Below are 15643 nucleotides of genomic sequence, written 5' to 3'. Positions count from 1 at the left end.
TTAAGAGGCTGAAAGATGAATACGCGTACCCTCGATATTGAAAATAAAAATGCGGTTTATCGTAAAGTGACCCGACGGCTGATCCCGTTTTTAATCCTGTGCTATTTTTTCGCATATCTCGATCGTGTAAACGTGGGCTTCGCCAAACTCCACATGCAGGATGCGCTTAATCTTAGCGATACAGTGTATGGAATTGGCGCAGGTATCTTTTTTATCGGTTACTTTATTTTTGAAGTACCAAGCAACTTGTTGATGCAGCGTTTTGGTCCCCGTTTCTGGATTGCGCGCATCATGGCCAGTTGGGCAGTGTTGTCGGCACTGACGATGTTCGTTACCACGCCAACACAGTTCTACGTTGTGCGTTTTTTACTTGGTGTAGCAGAGGCCGGTTTCTTCCCTGGTATTGTTTACTATTTAACCCTGTGGTTTCCCTCATGGCGTTCGGCGCGCACGCTCGGGCTGTTTATTCTGGTGACGCCGCTATCCACAATTATCGGTAGTCCGCTCTCAGGCCTGATCCTGAAAATGTTTGAAGGTGTAGGCCATCTGCATAACTGGCAGTGGTTATTCCTGGTAGAGGCAATCCCTTCATTCCTGTTGGCCTTCGTGGTGCTGCGTTATCTTGATAACGACGTGAAATCGGCGAAGTGGTTATCTGATGATGAAAAAGCGTTGATTGAGCAAGATCTGCAAAAAGATCAGCTTGATAAAGTCGCCGCTAACGCGGGAATGCCGCAGCATAGTTTGTCCGCCATGTTCCGTAATCGCTTCGTCTGGCTGCTGGCGCTGATTTTCTTCAGTTTCAACATTGGCTATTACGGTATTAATTTCTGGCTTCCGTCGATTATCAAAAGCTCTGGCGTACAGGATGATTTTGCTATCGGTCTGCTGGCAGCGGTGCCCTATATCTTCGGTGCGGTCTGTATGTTGTGGAATAGCCGTCACTCCGATCTGAAACAAGAACGCCGCTGGCACATTGCGATTCCGGCGATAGTCGGGGCCATTGGTCTGACGTTCAGCGCGCTAAATGAAGGCTCCACGTTCTGGATGATGGCATGGATTTGCGTAGCCATGTCCGGCACGTTATCGCTGATTCCCACCTATATAAGCCTGCCAGGTACATTGCTTTCCGGTACGGCAGCGGCGGCAGGTATCGCGTTAGTAAACTCTATTGGCAATCTGGCTGGCTTCTTTGGTCCAACCGTTCTTGGCTGGCTGAAAGACACTACCGGCAGCACCAGCAGCGGACTGTATATTCTGGCGGGATTTCTGGTGCTTTGCGCACCGCTTATTTTCCTCATTCCGGCACGATTGATTAACCCTCGCGATCGTCAAGCAACGAAACCGGCAGAAAACAACGTATTAACGAAAAGAGGTCATATATGAGCAGCTGTGGCAGCGGGTGTGCAGGTTGCGGTGGCGAACACTTCAATCCGATCCTCAGTGGTGATGACGGTGCTTTAAAGCGCGCCTTGTATAAATCGATGGGTCATACGGACGAGCAGTTGCGTCGTCCCGTAATTGCTGTAGTGAATAGCTATACCAATGCGACGGCAGGACACGCCAATTTGAATGAACTGACCGCACATGTGTTAAAAGGCATTGATGAAGCAGGTGGAGTGGGGATGGTGTTTGGCACCATTGCCCCTTGCGATGGCATTGCCGAAGGACACCTTGGTATGCGCTATATTCTGGCGGCACGCGAAATCATCGCCAGCTCGATCGAAGTAATGATGCGGGCCCACCGCTTCGATGGCATGGTGTTGCTGGGATCGTGCGACAAAATTGTCCCCGCTATGCTGATGGCTGCTGCGCGCCTTGATATTCCTGCTATTTTGGTAAACGGTGGGCCAATGTATCCCGCCGAATACAAAGGTAAACACTGGGACGGCAATATCGTCACCGAAGCAATTGGCTGGAAACGTCGCGGTGAAATTGATGAGGCCGAGTTCCGTCATATTGAAGATATTGCCGAACCGGGGCACGGCTCCTGCACGATGTACGGAACCGCCAATACGATGTGCTGTATTGCGGAAGTGCTGGGTATGAGCTTGCCTGGTAGTAGTATGCTGCCCGCAATTTCACGCGAACGCCGCGAGTGCGCCTTTGCGACAGGAATGACCGCGGTGGATCTGGTAAAGCGCGGTGTGAATGCGCGACAAATTATTACACGCGAATCAATCCGCAATGCGATGGCCTATCTGTTGGCGACAGGCGGCTCCACCAACGCCATTCTCCATCTGCAGGCTATTTATTATGAAGCCGAGCTGGGTCATCTGCCGCTGGCTGAATTTGATGAGCTGAGTCATCAGGTGCCACTGGTTGCTTCGCTCTATCCGGCATCTGAATACGATATGATCGATTTTTGGGAGGCAGGGGGTGTTGCGGCAGTTGAAAAAGAGATCGCTAATTTACTGGATCTCAATTGCCTGACGGTTAACGGACAGAAAAAAGGGGAATGGCTAATGAATGTTCCCTCTACTCGGCGCCCGGAAGTTATTCATACTCTGGCCATTCCTGTACGTAATGAGTCGGGGGTTGCTGTGCTACACGGCAACCTGTCACCGATGGGTTGTGTAGTGAAACCCGCTGCTGTTCCGGACCATTTAATGGTCTTTACCGGGCCTGCGGTGGTGTTCAACAGCGAAGATGAGGCCGTTGAGTCCATTCTCTCCGGTGATATTCAGTCGGGTAGTGTATTGGTTCTGCGCTATGAAGGACCAAAGGGCGGACCGGGTATGCCGGAGATGTACAAACCGATGAAATTCCTTGAAGGAATGAATCTCTCTGACTCCTGTGCGTTGATCACCGATGGGCGTTTTTCCGGTTCGAACCGCGGGTTGTTCGTGGGACATATTTCTCCAGAAGCCAGCGACGGCGGGGTACTGGCATTGGTGGAAACGGGTGACTCAATCAGTATTGATATTCCGCAGCGTACATTAACGTTGAATGTAGCGGATGCTGTGCTGGATGAGCGTCAAAAAAGCTGTCACCTGGTGCATAAAGAGGTACCTCGTGGATTCTTGCGACTTTATCGTCGTTGGGCGCTACCGGCGGCGCAAGGCGCGGTACTGGCGGACAGAGAGGATTTGTCATGACAACGGTTACAAAAATTCAGGGCGTTAATCCCATTGTAGCAATGCCGTTTACGCCACAGGGTGAAGTCGATTTTACGAGTTTTCGCCGTCTGCTGGCCCACCTTTCGGACGTGGGTGTTAACGGACTGACGCTGTTTGGTATTGCCAGTGAGTTTCCAAAGCTCGACGACAGCGAACGGTTGCAGTTGGCGGAAATTTTTATTGCTGAATTAGCGAATAAAAGAGTATTTCGTACGCTGTCGGTCACCGACCACAGCACCGATCTGGCTGTTCGCCGTGCGCGGCGGTATCAGAGTATGGGGGCCGACGCACTGATGCTGCTTCCGCCGTTCTTCCTTCAGCCGTCTCTTGCCAGCGTACAGGCGCATATCGCGGCAGTGCTGGAGGCCGTGACCATTCCTGTAATGGTGCAGTATGCGCCGGGAGAAACCGGATTTCCGGTCACCGCAGCTCAACTTGCTGAGATGGCTAAACGCTATCCACATGCAGTGTTTAAGATTGAATGCAATCCACCAGTGGATTACACCCGTGAGTTTCTGCAGCAGGCACCAGAGGCCCATGTGCTAAACGGTTATGCCGGTTTGTATATGCTTCAGATGCTTGAGGTAGGGGGCAAAGGTGTAATGCCTGGCTGCTCATTTAGCGAAATTTATGTGCGAATTTATCGTTACTGGCTGGCAGGGGAGCATCAACAGGCGGCGCAATTACATGAGGCACTATTACCGTACATTCAGCGCTGGATGCAGCACTGTGAGTATATTATCCAGGTTGAAAAGACAATATTACAACGACGCGGGATTATCGCTGATGATTATTGCCGAAAGCCGGGTTGGTCATTAACGAATGACGATGTAAACCACATCGATAACTTCATTTCACAGTTCAATTTATCGGCATGAGTAATACGAAATAGAGGTATGAGCAAAACGTTTTAACCATATGCTATGCACCGGATCTAAAATCTTGATCCGGTGCAACTGTACTATGCCTAAAAGCATCATTTCTGTGTCTTCACCACCTCTCACATCAAATCCAATTGTTAAATATATGTTTACGTTTTATCGCAAGCTCCAGATTTTGTAGCAATGTGATGCGCGATCATTTTTAACAAATCTGCGACAAAATCACTATACATATAACTTAATATCTTTTATACATTAATTGTTCAACCCTGCGACTATTCCACAAAAGAGAAAGCTATATGGAACAGATACCTGATAAGAAAAACGATAATTTTCAAAAAGATGGCAAAGAACAGTTCAATAGATCGATCGGTTTAATTTCAAACTTTGCGTTGGGTTTTACCTACCTGTCGCCGCTTACCGCCGTCTATTCGCTGTTTGCGCTGGCCGTAACGCTGGCGGGGCCGCCTGCAGTATGGTGGATTTTAATCGTCGCATGCGGGCAACTTTTGGTGGCGCTGGTGTTTGGTGAGGTCGCTTCCCAGTATCCGATAACCGGCGGACTTTACCCTTGGGCCAGAAGGTTGTGGGGCAAGAAATATGCGTGGATTGCCGCCTGGATCTACCTGTGGGCACTGGTGGTCACCATTACGTCGATCGCGGAATATACATCAACGTTTGTTGAATCACTCTTCCACTATGGTCAGACTCCAGCCACGATGTTGGTGACTTCCGTTCTGCTGCTGCTGTTGATGATGGCGGTTAATATGTCCGGGACTAAAAATCTGGCCCGGGTGGCGAAAATTGGTTTCTGGTGTGAAATTGTCAGCGTGATCGCGCTGGGGATTTATCTGCTGATTTTCCACCGTTCGCAGCCGTTCTCTGTAATTTTTGACTCGATGGGTGTGCTGGCTCATGACGGCAGCTATTCCACCGCATTTATGTCTGCTGCGCTGATGGGACTGTTTATGTTCTTTGGCTTTGAGGCCTGCGGTAACGTTGCGGAAGAGGTGCAGAATCCCAGTAAAAAGATCCCAGTGGCGATGATTTTAAGCATCGTATTCGGCGCGATTTCCGCCATTATTTCTGTTATGGGTTATCTGCTGGCTTCACCGAATCTGGTCAGCATCGTGAATGGTAAAACGTCCGATCCGATCCCGGCAATCCTTAATGAAGCTCTGGGCGAAACCGGCGCGACTGTCTTTATCGTCGTCGCGATTATCGCCATGTTGTCGTGCATTTTGTCTCTCCAGGCTGCGTTAAGCCGTCTTATCTTTTCTTTCTCCCGCGACAGAATGCTGCCGGGAAGTGAATGGATGGCCAAAATCTCTAAAAATGGTGTTCCGGATAATGCCATGGTCGTCAGTTGCCTGTTGCCAGTGATCATCTGTGTTTGGGTTTATTTCCAGCCAGATAACCTGTCACGTATCACCGCGTTTGCTGTTATCGGGATTTACATCTCGTTCCAGATGGTTGTGCTTGCCGCGTTGCGTCAGCGCCTGAAAGGCTGGAAACCGGCGGGGGAGTGGACCATTGGCGGTTGGGGGGTAATCGTGAATGTGCTGGCGTTAGCTTACGGATTGTGCGGGATCTGGTTACTGGCGCAACCGGCAGACAGCAGCGACTTCATTGACCGTTGGACGGTCCTGTTCGGCCTGGCGATTGTCGTTGGCTCGGGACTTATTTATATGTTCCTGACCCGTCCGTTTGGTCGTTCAGCGGCGCCGGAAAACGATGCCATTGCATACGCCAGTAAGCTCAATATGGGGCAGGATAACTAAAAACTAAGGGCCTTCGGGCCCTTAGTTTTGATAGTGATAAAGGATAAAGTAGTCGCTCTGATACACCACGGTACTATTTGCAGGTGACAGCAATTCACCCACGCGAAAACGTGGCCAACTGGAGAAAATGATCCTGTTTTCCAGATTGGTCAGAATCACATAATCAGGATGAGCGCAGGAGAGCAGTTCGGCTTCTATCTGACTGACCAGCAAATCGACCGCGGCAACACCGAGAAACTGGTCGTTGTAGTAGACCGGGACGGCTGACGTTAGGGTATAGGAAATATTGCAAATATAGTCGACGTAGGGACCGTGGATATAGGCTTTGCCAGCCGGAGGAGAATGCTTAAACCACTCAAAGGTTCTGAAATCCAGTCGTTGTTGCGTGGCCTGATCCAAATCCAGATGCGCCTGGCTCAAACCGTTATCTTTCTTATACCACCACTCCAGCAACCAGTACTCTTTTGTGTTTGCGGTGCTCTCAATATGGCTGGCGAATCCCGCCCCTGAACAGTAATGGTTGTCACTGAGCGTGCGCTTGATGTGCTGTTGAACGGTGGATCTTACTGATGGGTCGAGGACGACCTCGGCTGAGGCCTTTTGTACCCCTGAAATCGCCTCATGGATGCTCCTCGCTAGCGCAACGGTAGAATCTACGGTAGAAACAGTAATGTCATCAATTTTACGGATTAATGCGCTTAGGGATGTCGAAGAGCTCATTGTCTGTCCTGCCTTCACTGATTGTCAGTTCGAGTTATATTTCAGCTTTTTTTCAATAAGGTAGTAGGTAAACGTGTCGATGATCCGTGTGGCAAACTGTACTGACTCTGCCTCGTTGTGAGCAGCCAGTGCATCGGCCAGCGCTGAATAAAGCGCGATAATTTCCGCATGAATACTGTCTGTGCGATAAAGTATCGCCACAAGTGATGCCCATTCAGCCTGAACTTGCAGCTCCTGATTGGCCAGTCGCGCTGAATGCGAACTGGCAGCAATCGCCAGCAGACAACGCATATCGGCCTGGGTCATCAGCTCAGGTGAGTTTGCCTTTCTGAGTACCTCGACAAACTCGCGAAATTTGGCGATATCCGCACCGGTCATCCGTCGGGAAGCCAGCCTCGCGCTATGGCTAATAATGGCGCAATGCATTTCACCCAGATCAGACAGATAATCCGTACTGATCGCTTTGAACGGGTGCAGGGCGCTATTTTTGCCATCGATATTTTCGCAAACGAAGCTCCCGCCATTACGACCACGAACCGTATGGATAAGATTATTAGCCCGAAGCGTGTTTAGCGCTTCTCTGATAGTGATATGTGAGACACCCATCATTTTTGCCAAATCAGTTTCGTTGGGAAGCTGTTCTTTTGGCTCCAGCAACCCCGTGATAATGGCATTTGAAAGGCGCTGGACTATCTGGTCTGAACGACTGACCTGCCCGATAGGCGCAAATATGACCGCGTGAGTAATCATAATCTTTTCTGTACTCAATTCCCTGAAACAACGACCATTTTTAACACATGCCCGTCGGGCAAGGAAGGTAAGAATGGCCGAGTTATTTTACATGCCTGGGCGCAACGTCACTGCACAAGCGGATGTGTGTCCCGATAACCTCATGATGAGCTGAGCATAACGCGTCAGTTGGCAATGAAAAGCCTTACCATGCAAATGTGAAAATTAAGTTAAAAATGCGAGGCTTATCATAGTGTCAATGTTGCGCATTTGAAAAAATTTTACAATATATATATTACATAAGATTCTTTATGTATTAATTGGCAGGAGACAAACATGAAAACCCTGAAGCATTTTATTAATGGGCACTATGTAGCAGGCAGTAGCGAAGATAGCTTCGAACTGGTGAGTCCGGTTGATGGTGAAACATACGCAATTTCTCCCAACGCTAACGAGGCGGAGGTAGAGCAAGCCTACTCAGCAGCGGAGGCGGCGTTTAGCATCTGGAGAAAATCGACGCCAGCACAGCGGCAAAAGGCGTTATTGCTGCTAGCTGATGAGATTGAACGCAACGTTGAGCGACTGGTAACCGCGCAGAGTCAGGAAACCGGTCAGCTTCGCCATTTTATTGAGAAAGAGGAGATTGCGGCATCCTGCGATGCCATCCGTTTTTTTGCTGGCGCGGCGCGCTGTCTTGAAGGGAAGGCGGCCGGAGAATATTCCGCCGGGTTTACATCGACCATCCGTCGTGAACCGCTGGGTATCGTTGGGCAAGTTACGCCGTGGAACTACCCGTTCATGATGGCGGTGTGGAAGATTGCACCAGCGCTGGCGGCAGGCAACACGGTCGTGTTAAAGCCAAGCGACACCACACCAGTCAGTACGCTGCTGTTAGCTGAACTGGCAGCACCATTGTTCCCGAGAGGGGCGTTTAACGTCGTGTTGGGCAAAGCCAGCACCGGTTCGCTGGTGGTTTCAAACCCGAAGGCTTCACTGGTTTCGATTACCGGTTCGGTCCGCGCGGGTTTGCAGGTTGCGGCTTCGGCGGCGGCAAACCTGACCAGAGCACACCTGGAATTGGGTGGAAAAGCGCCTGCAGTCGTGTTCGCCGATGCGGATATGGATAAGGCGATTGCGACAATCACTACGGCAGGCTTTTTCAATGCCGGGCAGGATTGCACAGCGGCTACGCGGATCCTGGTAGAGCAATCCATCTATGCTGAGTTTCTGGAAAAACTGATCCAGAAAACAAAAAGTATCAAATTTGGGCCGCCAGAAGATCAGCATGCGCTGTACGGCGCATTGAATAGCCGGAATCAACTGGAGCAGGTGAAAGGTTTTATTGAGCGTTTACCGGCACATGCAAAAATTGAAACCGGTGGGCTCGCCGGGCCAGGTCCGGGCTTCTATTTTGAGCCGACGATTGTCTCCGGATTGCATCAAAATGATGAAGCTATTCAGCATGAAGTATTTGGTCCGGTAATGACCATTCAGTCGTTTTCTACTGACGAAGAGGCACTACACAAAGCGAATGATGTGGAGTATGGTCTTGCCGCCAGCGTCTGGACCCGTAACCATGGTCGCGCGCAGCGCTTCAGCATTGACCTCGATTTTGGCACGGTGTGGATTAACAATCACATTCCTCTGTGTGCCGAAATGCCGCACGGCGGGTTCAAAAAATCGGGTTATGGCAAAGATCTCTCATCCTATTCACTCGAAGAATATACTCGGGTGAAACATATCATGTGTGACATTTCTGAATAGAGAGGATTACGATGAAAACAGTAAAAATTGCGGTGCTTTCATTAGTGATGCTCTCGGGCTATAGCCTTGCAGAAAGTACATCACTGAATACCGTAAAAGAATATATGGCGGCGTGGAATGCGCATGATGCTTCGCGAGCCGCTCAATATCTTGCGGATGATGCGGTTTATTATGATGCCGCCGCGGGTGAACCGGTAAACGGGAGAGAAAAAGCGGAAAAAGAGGTTATCGGCGCTTTTATTAAGGCGGTGCCAGATCTGAACTGGAAAATGGTTGGCAAACCCGTCTACGACGAAGACACCGTGGCCTTTCGTTGGGAATTTTCAGGCAAAAATAGTGGTGAATGGGCAGGGAGTCCGCCGACAAATAATCCGATCAAATTTGAAGGCGTAAGCTATATTCATGTTAAAGCAGGAAAAATCACCTGGCAGGGTGATTATTATGATTCTAAAAAACTGGATGAAGAGTTAAAGCCAGTGAAGTAGTCGGTTGTACCCCTTTATAAATAAGAAGGGGGTATTTCTCTTATTTGTGTCGTATTAAAGGCAGTGTGTAGCAATAAGGAAAAAAGTTAATGGCAATTACCAGACGTGATTTTCTCAACGGCGTCGCGGTGACTATTGCGGCGGGACTTACCCCGCTGGAGTGGGTCAGGGCGACAGGAAAGGGAAACGCATTTATAGATGGAAATTATTATCCTCCTGCGCTGACAGGGCTGCGGGGTAATCATCCTGGATCATTTGAAATGGCGCATGCGCTAGGCCGCGAGCAGAAGCATTTTGATTTAAACGCTCTGCCCGTTGAGGAAGAGTACGATCTGGTGATTGTTGGGGGCGGGATTAGCGGGTTAGCTGCCGGTTGTTTTTGGCGTCAAGTTGCCGGGCAAAATAGCCGGATCCTGATCCTCGATAACCATGACGATTTTGGCGGACACGCCAAACGTAATGAATTTACCAGCTCGGGCAAGAAATTACTCGGTTATGGCGGCAGCGAAGCATTCCAGTCACCCGCGCATAATTTCAGCCCTGAAGTACAAAAACTGATGGAAACCGTGGGCGTCAGCGTCACGCGGTTAAAAGAGAGTTTTGACGTAAACTTCTACCCCGACTGGCAGCTCAGTCGCGGGGTTTTTTTCGACAAGAAGAATTTTGGCGTAACAAAAATCGTCAGCGGCGATCCGGGCCGCGCGGTATCTGATGATATTCCGCCGGACAGGCTCAATGGCCGTAAAATTGAAGACTTTATCAATGATTTTCCGCTAGGTGAGAACGACAGAAAAGCGCTGATCGACCTGCATGTACGCCCTGGCGATTACCTTCCGGGGATGACGGTCGATGAGAAAATGGAATGGCTGGATACCCACAGCTACAGTGAATTTTTAGCAACAAAAGTGGGTTTGAGCAAAATGGCGCTGCTCTATTTTCAGCAGCGTTCCAATGACTTCTTTGCCATCGGCATTGAAGGCATCTCCTGCAGCGATGCCAGGGCGTGCGCCTTACCCGGCATGGAAGGGATGGGGTTACCTCCGTTGGACGGAGAGTCGCTGGCCGACCTCGAAGAGCCGTATGTTTACCATTTCCCGGACGGTAACGCCGGTCTGGCCCGACTGTTAGTCAGGTATATGCTGCCGGATGCGCTACCGGGTAACACTATGGAAGACTCTGTTCTCGCCAGATTACATTATGAAAAGCTGGATCTACCAGAAAACACCACGCGCCTGCGCCTGAACAGCACAGTGATTAATGCGGCCAACGTGCAGGATGGCGTTGTGGTGACCTATCTGCGTGACGGTAAAATGCACCGTGTGCGCGGTAAGAACACCATCATGGCAGGTTATAACATGATGATCCCGTATCTGGTGCCTGAGATGCCGGAACAGCAGCAGGCCGATCTCAAACTGAACGTCAAGGCTCCGCTGGTGTACACCAACGTGATGGTCAAAAACTGGCAGGCGTTCAAACAGCTTGGCGTACATGAATTTTATTCTCCAGCTGCACCTTACAGCCGGGTTAAGCTCGACTATCCGGTCAGTATTGGTGGGTATCAACATCCGGCCTCCCCGGACGATCCGATGGTCATTCACATGGTCTATGTGCCGACCTATCCGGGCAGTAACCTATCGGCCAGAGAGCAGTTCCGCCTGGGACGAGCCTATTTGCTGGGGACCACTTTTGCGGCGCATGAGGAGATGATTCGCTCCCAGTTGCAGGAGATGTTTGGCTCAACAGGCTTTGATAATCAACGCGATATCTCCGCCATTACCGTTAACCGCTGGGCGCATGGCTATGCGTACTACGCCAATTCACTGTTCGATGATATGGATAAAATGCCAGAAATTATCGAGCGGGCGCGTCAGCCAGTCGGTCGCATTGCCATCGCTAACTCCGATTCTGACTGGAGTGCTTATGCCCACACAGCAATCGATCAGGCATGGCGTGCGGTTAATGAACTCAAGGATATGGGGTGATCTATGCGTAACGAAACCATTCTCGCCGCCTGTTTATTTACCGCTTCGGTAAGCGCTGCTGAATCTAACGGTGAATACATCGCGCGAATTTCAGACTGCGTCGCCTGTCATACCTCTGAAGGTGGTGCAGCGATGGCGGGGGGCAAAAAGTTTCCTACTCCGGTGGGGGATATTTATTCGACCAACATTACCCCGGACAAGGCACAGGGTATTGGTAATTACTCATACGAGGATTTTGAAAAGGCGGTACGCCAGGGAATTGCCAAAGACGGTCATCCGCTCTATCCGGCCATGCCTTATCCCTCTTATGCAAAACTTTCTGACGAGGATGTTCAGGCGCTGTATCGCTATTTTATGCATGATGTCACACCGTCTGCGCAACCCAATAAAGAGAATGCCATTCCGTGGCTACTCTCCGCCCGCTGGCCACTGCATATCTGGAACTGGCTGTTTACCGACGCGCCAGCGACGACAGTAGATAGCGCGAAACCAGATGACAACGCAGCCCTGGTAAAACGGGGCGCTTATCTGGTGGAAGGTCCCGGGCACTGCGGTTCTTGCCATACACCGAGAGGTATGGCGATGAATGAAAAAGCCTATACCCATGCAGATGCCGAGTACCTGAGCGGAGCGATGATTGACGGCTGGTATGCACCTTCGCTGCGGGGCAGCGGAATGTCTGAGCAGGCGTTAAAATCGCTGTTGCTGACCGGTAAGAGCAAGCATGCTGCGGTTTCAGGTTCGATGGCTGAAGTCGTCACGCAGAGTACACAGTATCTGACCGACGAAGATGCCACGGCGATCGCCCAATATCTGCTGAGTCTGAAAAGCGCGAAGCCTGAAACGGTGCGTGCTGCTGCGACTACAGCATCCTGGTCGAATTCACCTGAGGCGGGCAAAGTGACCTATAACCGTTACTGTTCGACTTGTCACGGTCTGGAAGGGAAAGGTACGGATGATAACGCACCTTCTTTGGTCAACAATCCGCTGGTCATGGTTGATGACCCGACGCCGCTGTTCAGAGTGATTGCCCACGGCGCAGAAACACCGACAACGCGCGGCAGCATCTCCTTCAAGATGCCCGCCTACGGAGGCATGTTAAGTGACAACGAAATGCGCGACGTGATTAATTACGTGCGTAAGACCTGGGGTGAAGGGAATGGCGAAGTAAGCCATGAAGATCTGGCTGGGATTAAAAAAGCATCACATTAAACAGTATGCCGGATAAGGTGCTTGCATCGCAATCCGGCAGTGCTTACACGGTGTTTACCCTGATAATATCCGCGAGTCGGGTAAACGCCGCCGTCATTTCATGCTCTTCAATACTTGCAAACCCCAGCAACAGGCCGCTGCGTTTCTCTTCATTCACGTAGTAGCGTGACAGCGGGCGCACCAACAACCCTTGCGCATTCGCCTGTTGGGCAATGACCGCGTCATCGCTCCCTGCGGGTAACTGTAAGATCATATGCAGCCCGGCGTTGCTGCTGAAGGAACCAAGATAATGTTCACCAAGCTGGCGGTTGATAAGCTCTACCAGCATCTGGCGACGACGACTGTATAGTTGGCGCATTTTCCGAATGTGCGCTGCGTAATAACCCTCGCGAATAAACTCCGCCAGCGCGGCCTGAATCAACAGATGTCCACCACGATAGAGGTCGTTATGAACCTTTTTCAGCGGAGCGGCTAACGATTTAGGTAGCACGACATACCCGAGTCGCAGTGCGGGATAGAGTGTTTTACTGAATGTCCCGATGTAGATGACCGGTGTCTCTTCTTCCAGCCCCTGCAAAGAGGGGATCGGCTGGCCGGAAAAGCGGAACTCACTGTCGTAATCATCTTCCACTATCCAACTTCGCGTTTCACGTGCGCGAAAGATAAGTTGCCGGCGGCGACTGAGGCTCATCACCGAACCGAGAGGGTATTGATGTGACGGTGTCACAAAAATAAGTTTTGGCGGTGTTTCGCCTGCATCCGGCGGGACCATACCTTGTTCATCAACAGGAATAGCCGAAAAATTTACCGCATTGATACGCAGAATATTTTTGATTCCCCAGTAGCCCGGCTCCTCAATCCAGGCGTGATCGCCCGGGTTGCATAACGTTCGGGTCACCAGATCCAGCGCCTGGTGAATACCTTCGGTAATCAGAATTTGCTCCGGCGAACACCGCACGCCGCGAGCGGTGCGCAGATAGTCTGCCAGCGCTTCTTTCAGCTCATTCACACCGCCTGCGGCATCGTAAGTGAGAAACTCCGGGCGCAATCGTCTTGCCAGCCTGTCCTGAATTTTTTTGAGCACCCGGTGCGGAAAATGCTCTACATCAGGTACGCCTGGAATAAACGCGCCCCACTGACGGGGACTGGCGCTGGCATTACCTAACAGCTCAAGGCAGCGGGCAGATAAGCGGGTGTGATCCTCCAGAGCGGCAGCAACAGGTTCTTTATTGGGACGCAGGTTGAGATTGTCCAGCACGCTGTCAGTGACAAATGTGCCGCTACTGGTACGCGCAGAAATATAACCTTCGGCCTGCAACTGCTCGTAAACCCGCAGGACGGTATTGCGCGATAGCGCCAGCTCTCCTGCCAGGTCACGCGACGGAGGCATTCGGGTAGCCGGTTTCAGGCTACCTTCGAGGATGCAACTACAAATGGCGGCATACAGGCGGCGATGTAGTTTTTCGTCAGTCTGCTGACTAAATGCATGCTTGATCACATCTCCGGCAAGTGAACGCATTTGGATCCTTAAAATAAAACGATTTGGCTCTCGATTAAAGTACCAGACGGCGTCTAAATTTAAAGGGTAATTCAACCGAAATGTATTAATGGACAAGGTGTAGAGAATGAACAATAAAAACCTGCAACAACGTCGTCTGGATGCCACCCCGCGTGGCGTGGGTGTGATGTGTGATTTTTATGCCCAGTCGGCAGAAAACAGCACGATTACCGATATCGAAGGCAATCAGTACATTGATTTTGCCGCCGGGATTGCCGTGCTGAACACCGGACACCGCCATCCTCGCCTGGTGCAGGCAGTCGAAGCGCAACTTCAGGCTTTTACCCATACGGCTTATCAGATTGTCCCGTACGAAAGCTATGTGTCTTTGGCTGAGAAAATCAACGCCGTCGCGCCAATCGATGGCAAGCGTAAAACCACATTCTTCACCACCGGGGCTGAAGCGGTAGAAAACGCGGTGAAAATTGCACGCGCACATACCGGGCGTCCTGGCGTTATCGCATTTGGCGGTGGTTTTCATGGTCGTACTTACATGACGATGGCGTTAACCGGCAAGGTGGCACCCTATAAAAAAGGTTTCGGTCCGTTCCCTGGCTCTGTTTACCATGCTCCATATCCTTCTGAATTGCATGGTATTTCCACGGAGGATTCCCTAAAAGCGATTGAGCGTCTGTTTAAAGCCGATATCGATCCAACCCAGGTTGCGGCGATTATCTTCGAACCCGTCCAGGGCGAAGGGGGCTTCGTGGTGGCACCGCCGGAATTTGTGGCTGCCATCCGCCGTATTTGCGACGAGCATGGCATCGTGATGATCGCCGATGAAGTACAAAGCGGGTTTGCCCGTACGGGCCAGCTGTTTGCGATGGATCATTACGCCGATAAAGCGGACCTGATGACCATGGCGAAAAGCCTCGCGGGCGGTATGCCGCTGTCTGGCGTCGTGGGCAAAGCCGAAATCATGGATGCACCTGCGCCGGGTGGTCTGGGTGGAACTTACGCCGGGAACCCGCTGTCGATCGCGGCGGCCCATGCAGTACTGGACATTATTCATGATGAACAGCTGTGCCAGCGTGCGGCGGCCCTCGGCGAACAGCTGCGCGCCGCTCTGACAGATGCGCAAGCAGGGTGTCCTGAACTGGCCGAAGTGCGTGGTTTAGGTTCTATGATTGCTGCTGAATTCTGTGATCCAGTGACAGGGGAACCCAACGCTTCCGCCGCACAACGCGTGCAGAAGAAAGCCCTTGAGCAAGGACTGCTGCTGCTGACCTGCGGTCAGTATGGCAACGTTATTCGTTTCCTTTACCCGCTGACGATTCCGCAGGATCAGTTCGCCAAAGCGCTTCAGATCATCAAAGCGGCGACGAAATAGTCCCGTATACCGCAGAAAAGACATAAAGCCGACGGTTGTCATCACCGTCGGCTTTATTATTGCCGGCATAAATTGATCTTCC

The 15643-nt window shown here is 51.1% G+C and carries 12 protein-coding genes; 9 read left to right on the top strand and 3 right to left on the bottom strand.

The annotated features are described in order from the left end of the window. Positions 1 to 15: 15 nt before the first annotated feature. The 4 genes from GUC46_RS12865 (at position 16) to GUC46_RS12850 (ending at position 5781) form a co-directional block, all read left to right on the top strand. The gene (locus tag GUC46_RS12865) at positions 16 to 1386 is read left to right on the top strand and encodes an MFS transporter (protein WP_130714695.1); all 1371 of its coding nucleotides are present in this window, start codon (positions 16 to 18) and stop codon (positions 1384 to 1386) included. Beyond that, positions 1383 to 3098 carry a dihydroxy-acid dehydratase gene (ilvD, locus tag GUC46_RS12860; protein ID WP_086504217.1) on the top strand — a complete coding sequence of 572 codons (1716 nt, stop codon included), beginning with the start codon at positions 1383 to 1385 and terminating at the stop codon, positions 3096 to 3098. The genes GUC46_RS12865 and ilvD overlap by 4 nt, the downstream gene beginning before the upstream one ends. After that, positions 3095 to 3997: a dihydrodipicolinate synthase family protein gene (locus tag GUC46_RS12855; protein ID WP_130714694.1), complete on the top strand. Its 903-nt coding sequence runs from the start codon at positions 3095 to 3097 to the stop codon at positions 3995 to 3997. Before ilvD ends, GUC46_RS12855 begins: the two co-directional genes overlap by 4 nt. A 302-nt stretch (positions 3998 to 4299) precedes the next feature. After that, complete coding sequence (locus tag GUC46_RS12850; RefSeq protein WP_121571709.1) at positions 4300 to 5781, top strand: APC family permease; 1482 nt, start codon at positions 4300 to 4302, stop codon at positions 5779 to 5781. A 21-nt stretch (positions 5782 to 5802) separates the two neighbouring features. Here the strand turns inward: GUC46_RS12850 and GUC46_RS12845 are convergent, their stop codons facing one another. Continuing rightward, a complete protein-coding gene (locus GUC46_RS12845; protein ID WP_003029308.1) occupies positions 5803 to 6501 on the bottom strand; it encodes a cache domain-containing protein in 699 nt (232 codons plus the stop codon). 24 nt (positions 6502 to 6525) lie between these two features. Next, entirely contained in the window at positions 6526 to 7251 is a 726-nt protein-coding gene (locus tag GUC46_RS12840; protein WP_003029304.1) for a FadR/GntR family transcriptional regulator, read from the bottom strand. A 315-nt stretch (positions 7252 to 7566) separates the two neighbouring features. Here GUC46_RS12840 and GUC46_RS12835 point away from each other — a divergent pair, with 315 nt between their 5' ends. From GUC46_RS12835 to GUC46_RS12820, 4 genes are all read left to right on the top strand, one after another. Further along, on the top strand, positions 7567 to 8994 hold the full coding sequence (locus GUC46_RS12835) for a gamma-aminobutyraldehyde dehydrogenase (RefSeq protein ID WP_160180251.1): 1428 nt from the start codon (positions 7567 to 7569) through the stop codon (positions 8992 to 8994). An 11-nt stretch (positions 8995 to 9005) separates the two neighbouring features. Next, positions 9006 to 9479 (top strand): ester cyclase, encoded by a 474-nt coding sequence (locus GUC46_RS12830; protein WP_058842634.1) that lies wholly within the window; start codon positions 9006 to 9008, stop codon positions 9477 to 9479. An 89-nt stretch (positions 9480 to 9568) separates the two neighbouring features. Next, a complete protein-coding gene (locus tag GUC46_RS12825; RefSeq protein WP_130714693.1) occupies positions 9569 to 11461 on the top strand; it encodes an FAD/NAD(P)-binding protein in 1893 nt (630 codons plus the stop codon). A gap of 3 nt (positions 11462 to 11464) precedes the next feature. Next, a complete protein-coding gene (locus GUC46_RS12820; RefSeq protein WP_160180249.1) occupies positions 11465 to 12673 on the top strand; it encodes a cytochrome c in 1209 nt (402 codons plus the stop codon). 43 nt (positions 12674 to 12716) lie between these two features. Here GUC46_RS12820 and GUC46_RS12815 read toward each other — a convergent pair whose 3' ends face one another. Beyond that, on the bottom strand, positions 12717 to 14192 hold the full coding sequence (locus tag GUC46_RS12815; protein WP_058842637.1) for a PLP-dependent aminotransferase family protein: 1476 nt from the start codon (positions 14190 to 14192) through the stop codon (positions 12717 to 12719). 106 nt (positions 14193 to 14298) lie between these two features. Here GUC46_RS12815 and puuE point away from each other — a divergent pair, with 106 nt between their 5' ends. After that, positions 14299 to 15561: a 4-aminobutyrate transaminase gene (gene puuE, locus GUC46_RS12810; RefSeq protein ID WP_049002810.1), complete on the top strand. Its 1263-nt coding sequence runs from the start codon at positions 14299 to 14301 to the stop codon at positions 15559 to 15561. The last annotated feature ends 82 nt before the right edge of the window (positions 15562 to 15643 follow it).

It is taken from the genome of Citrobacter sp. LUTT5, assembly GCF_009905315.1.
GTDB lineage: Bacteria > Pseudomonadota > Gammaproteobacteria > Enterobacterales > Enterobacteriaceae > Citrobacter > Citrobacter freundii.
This window is presented reverse-complemented; position numbering and strand designations above follow the sequence as displayed.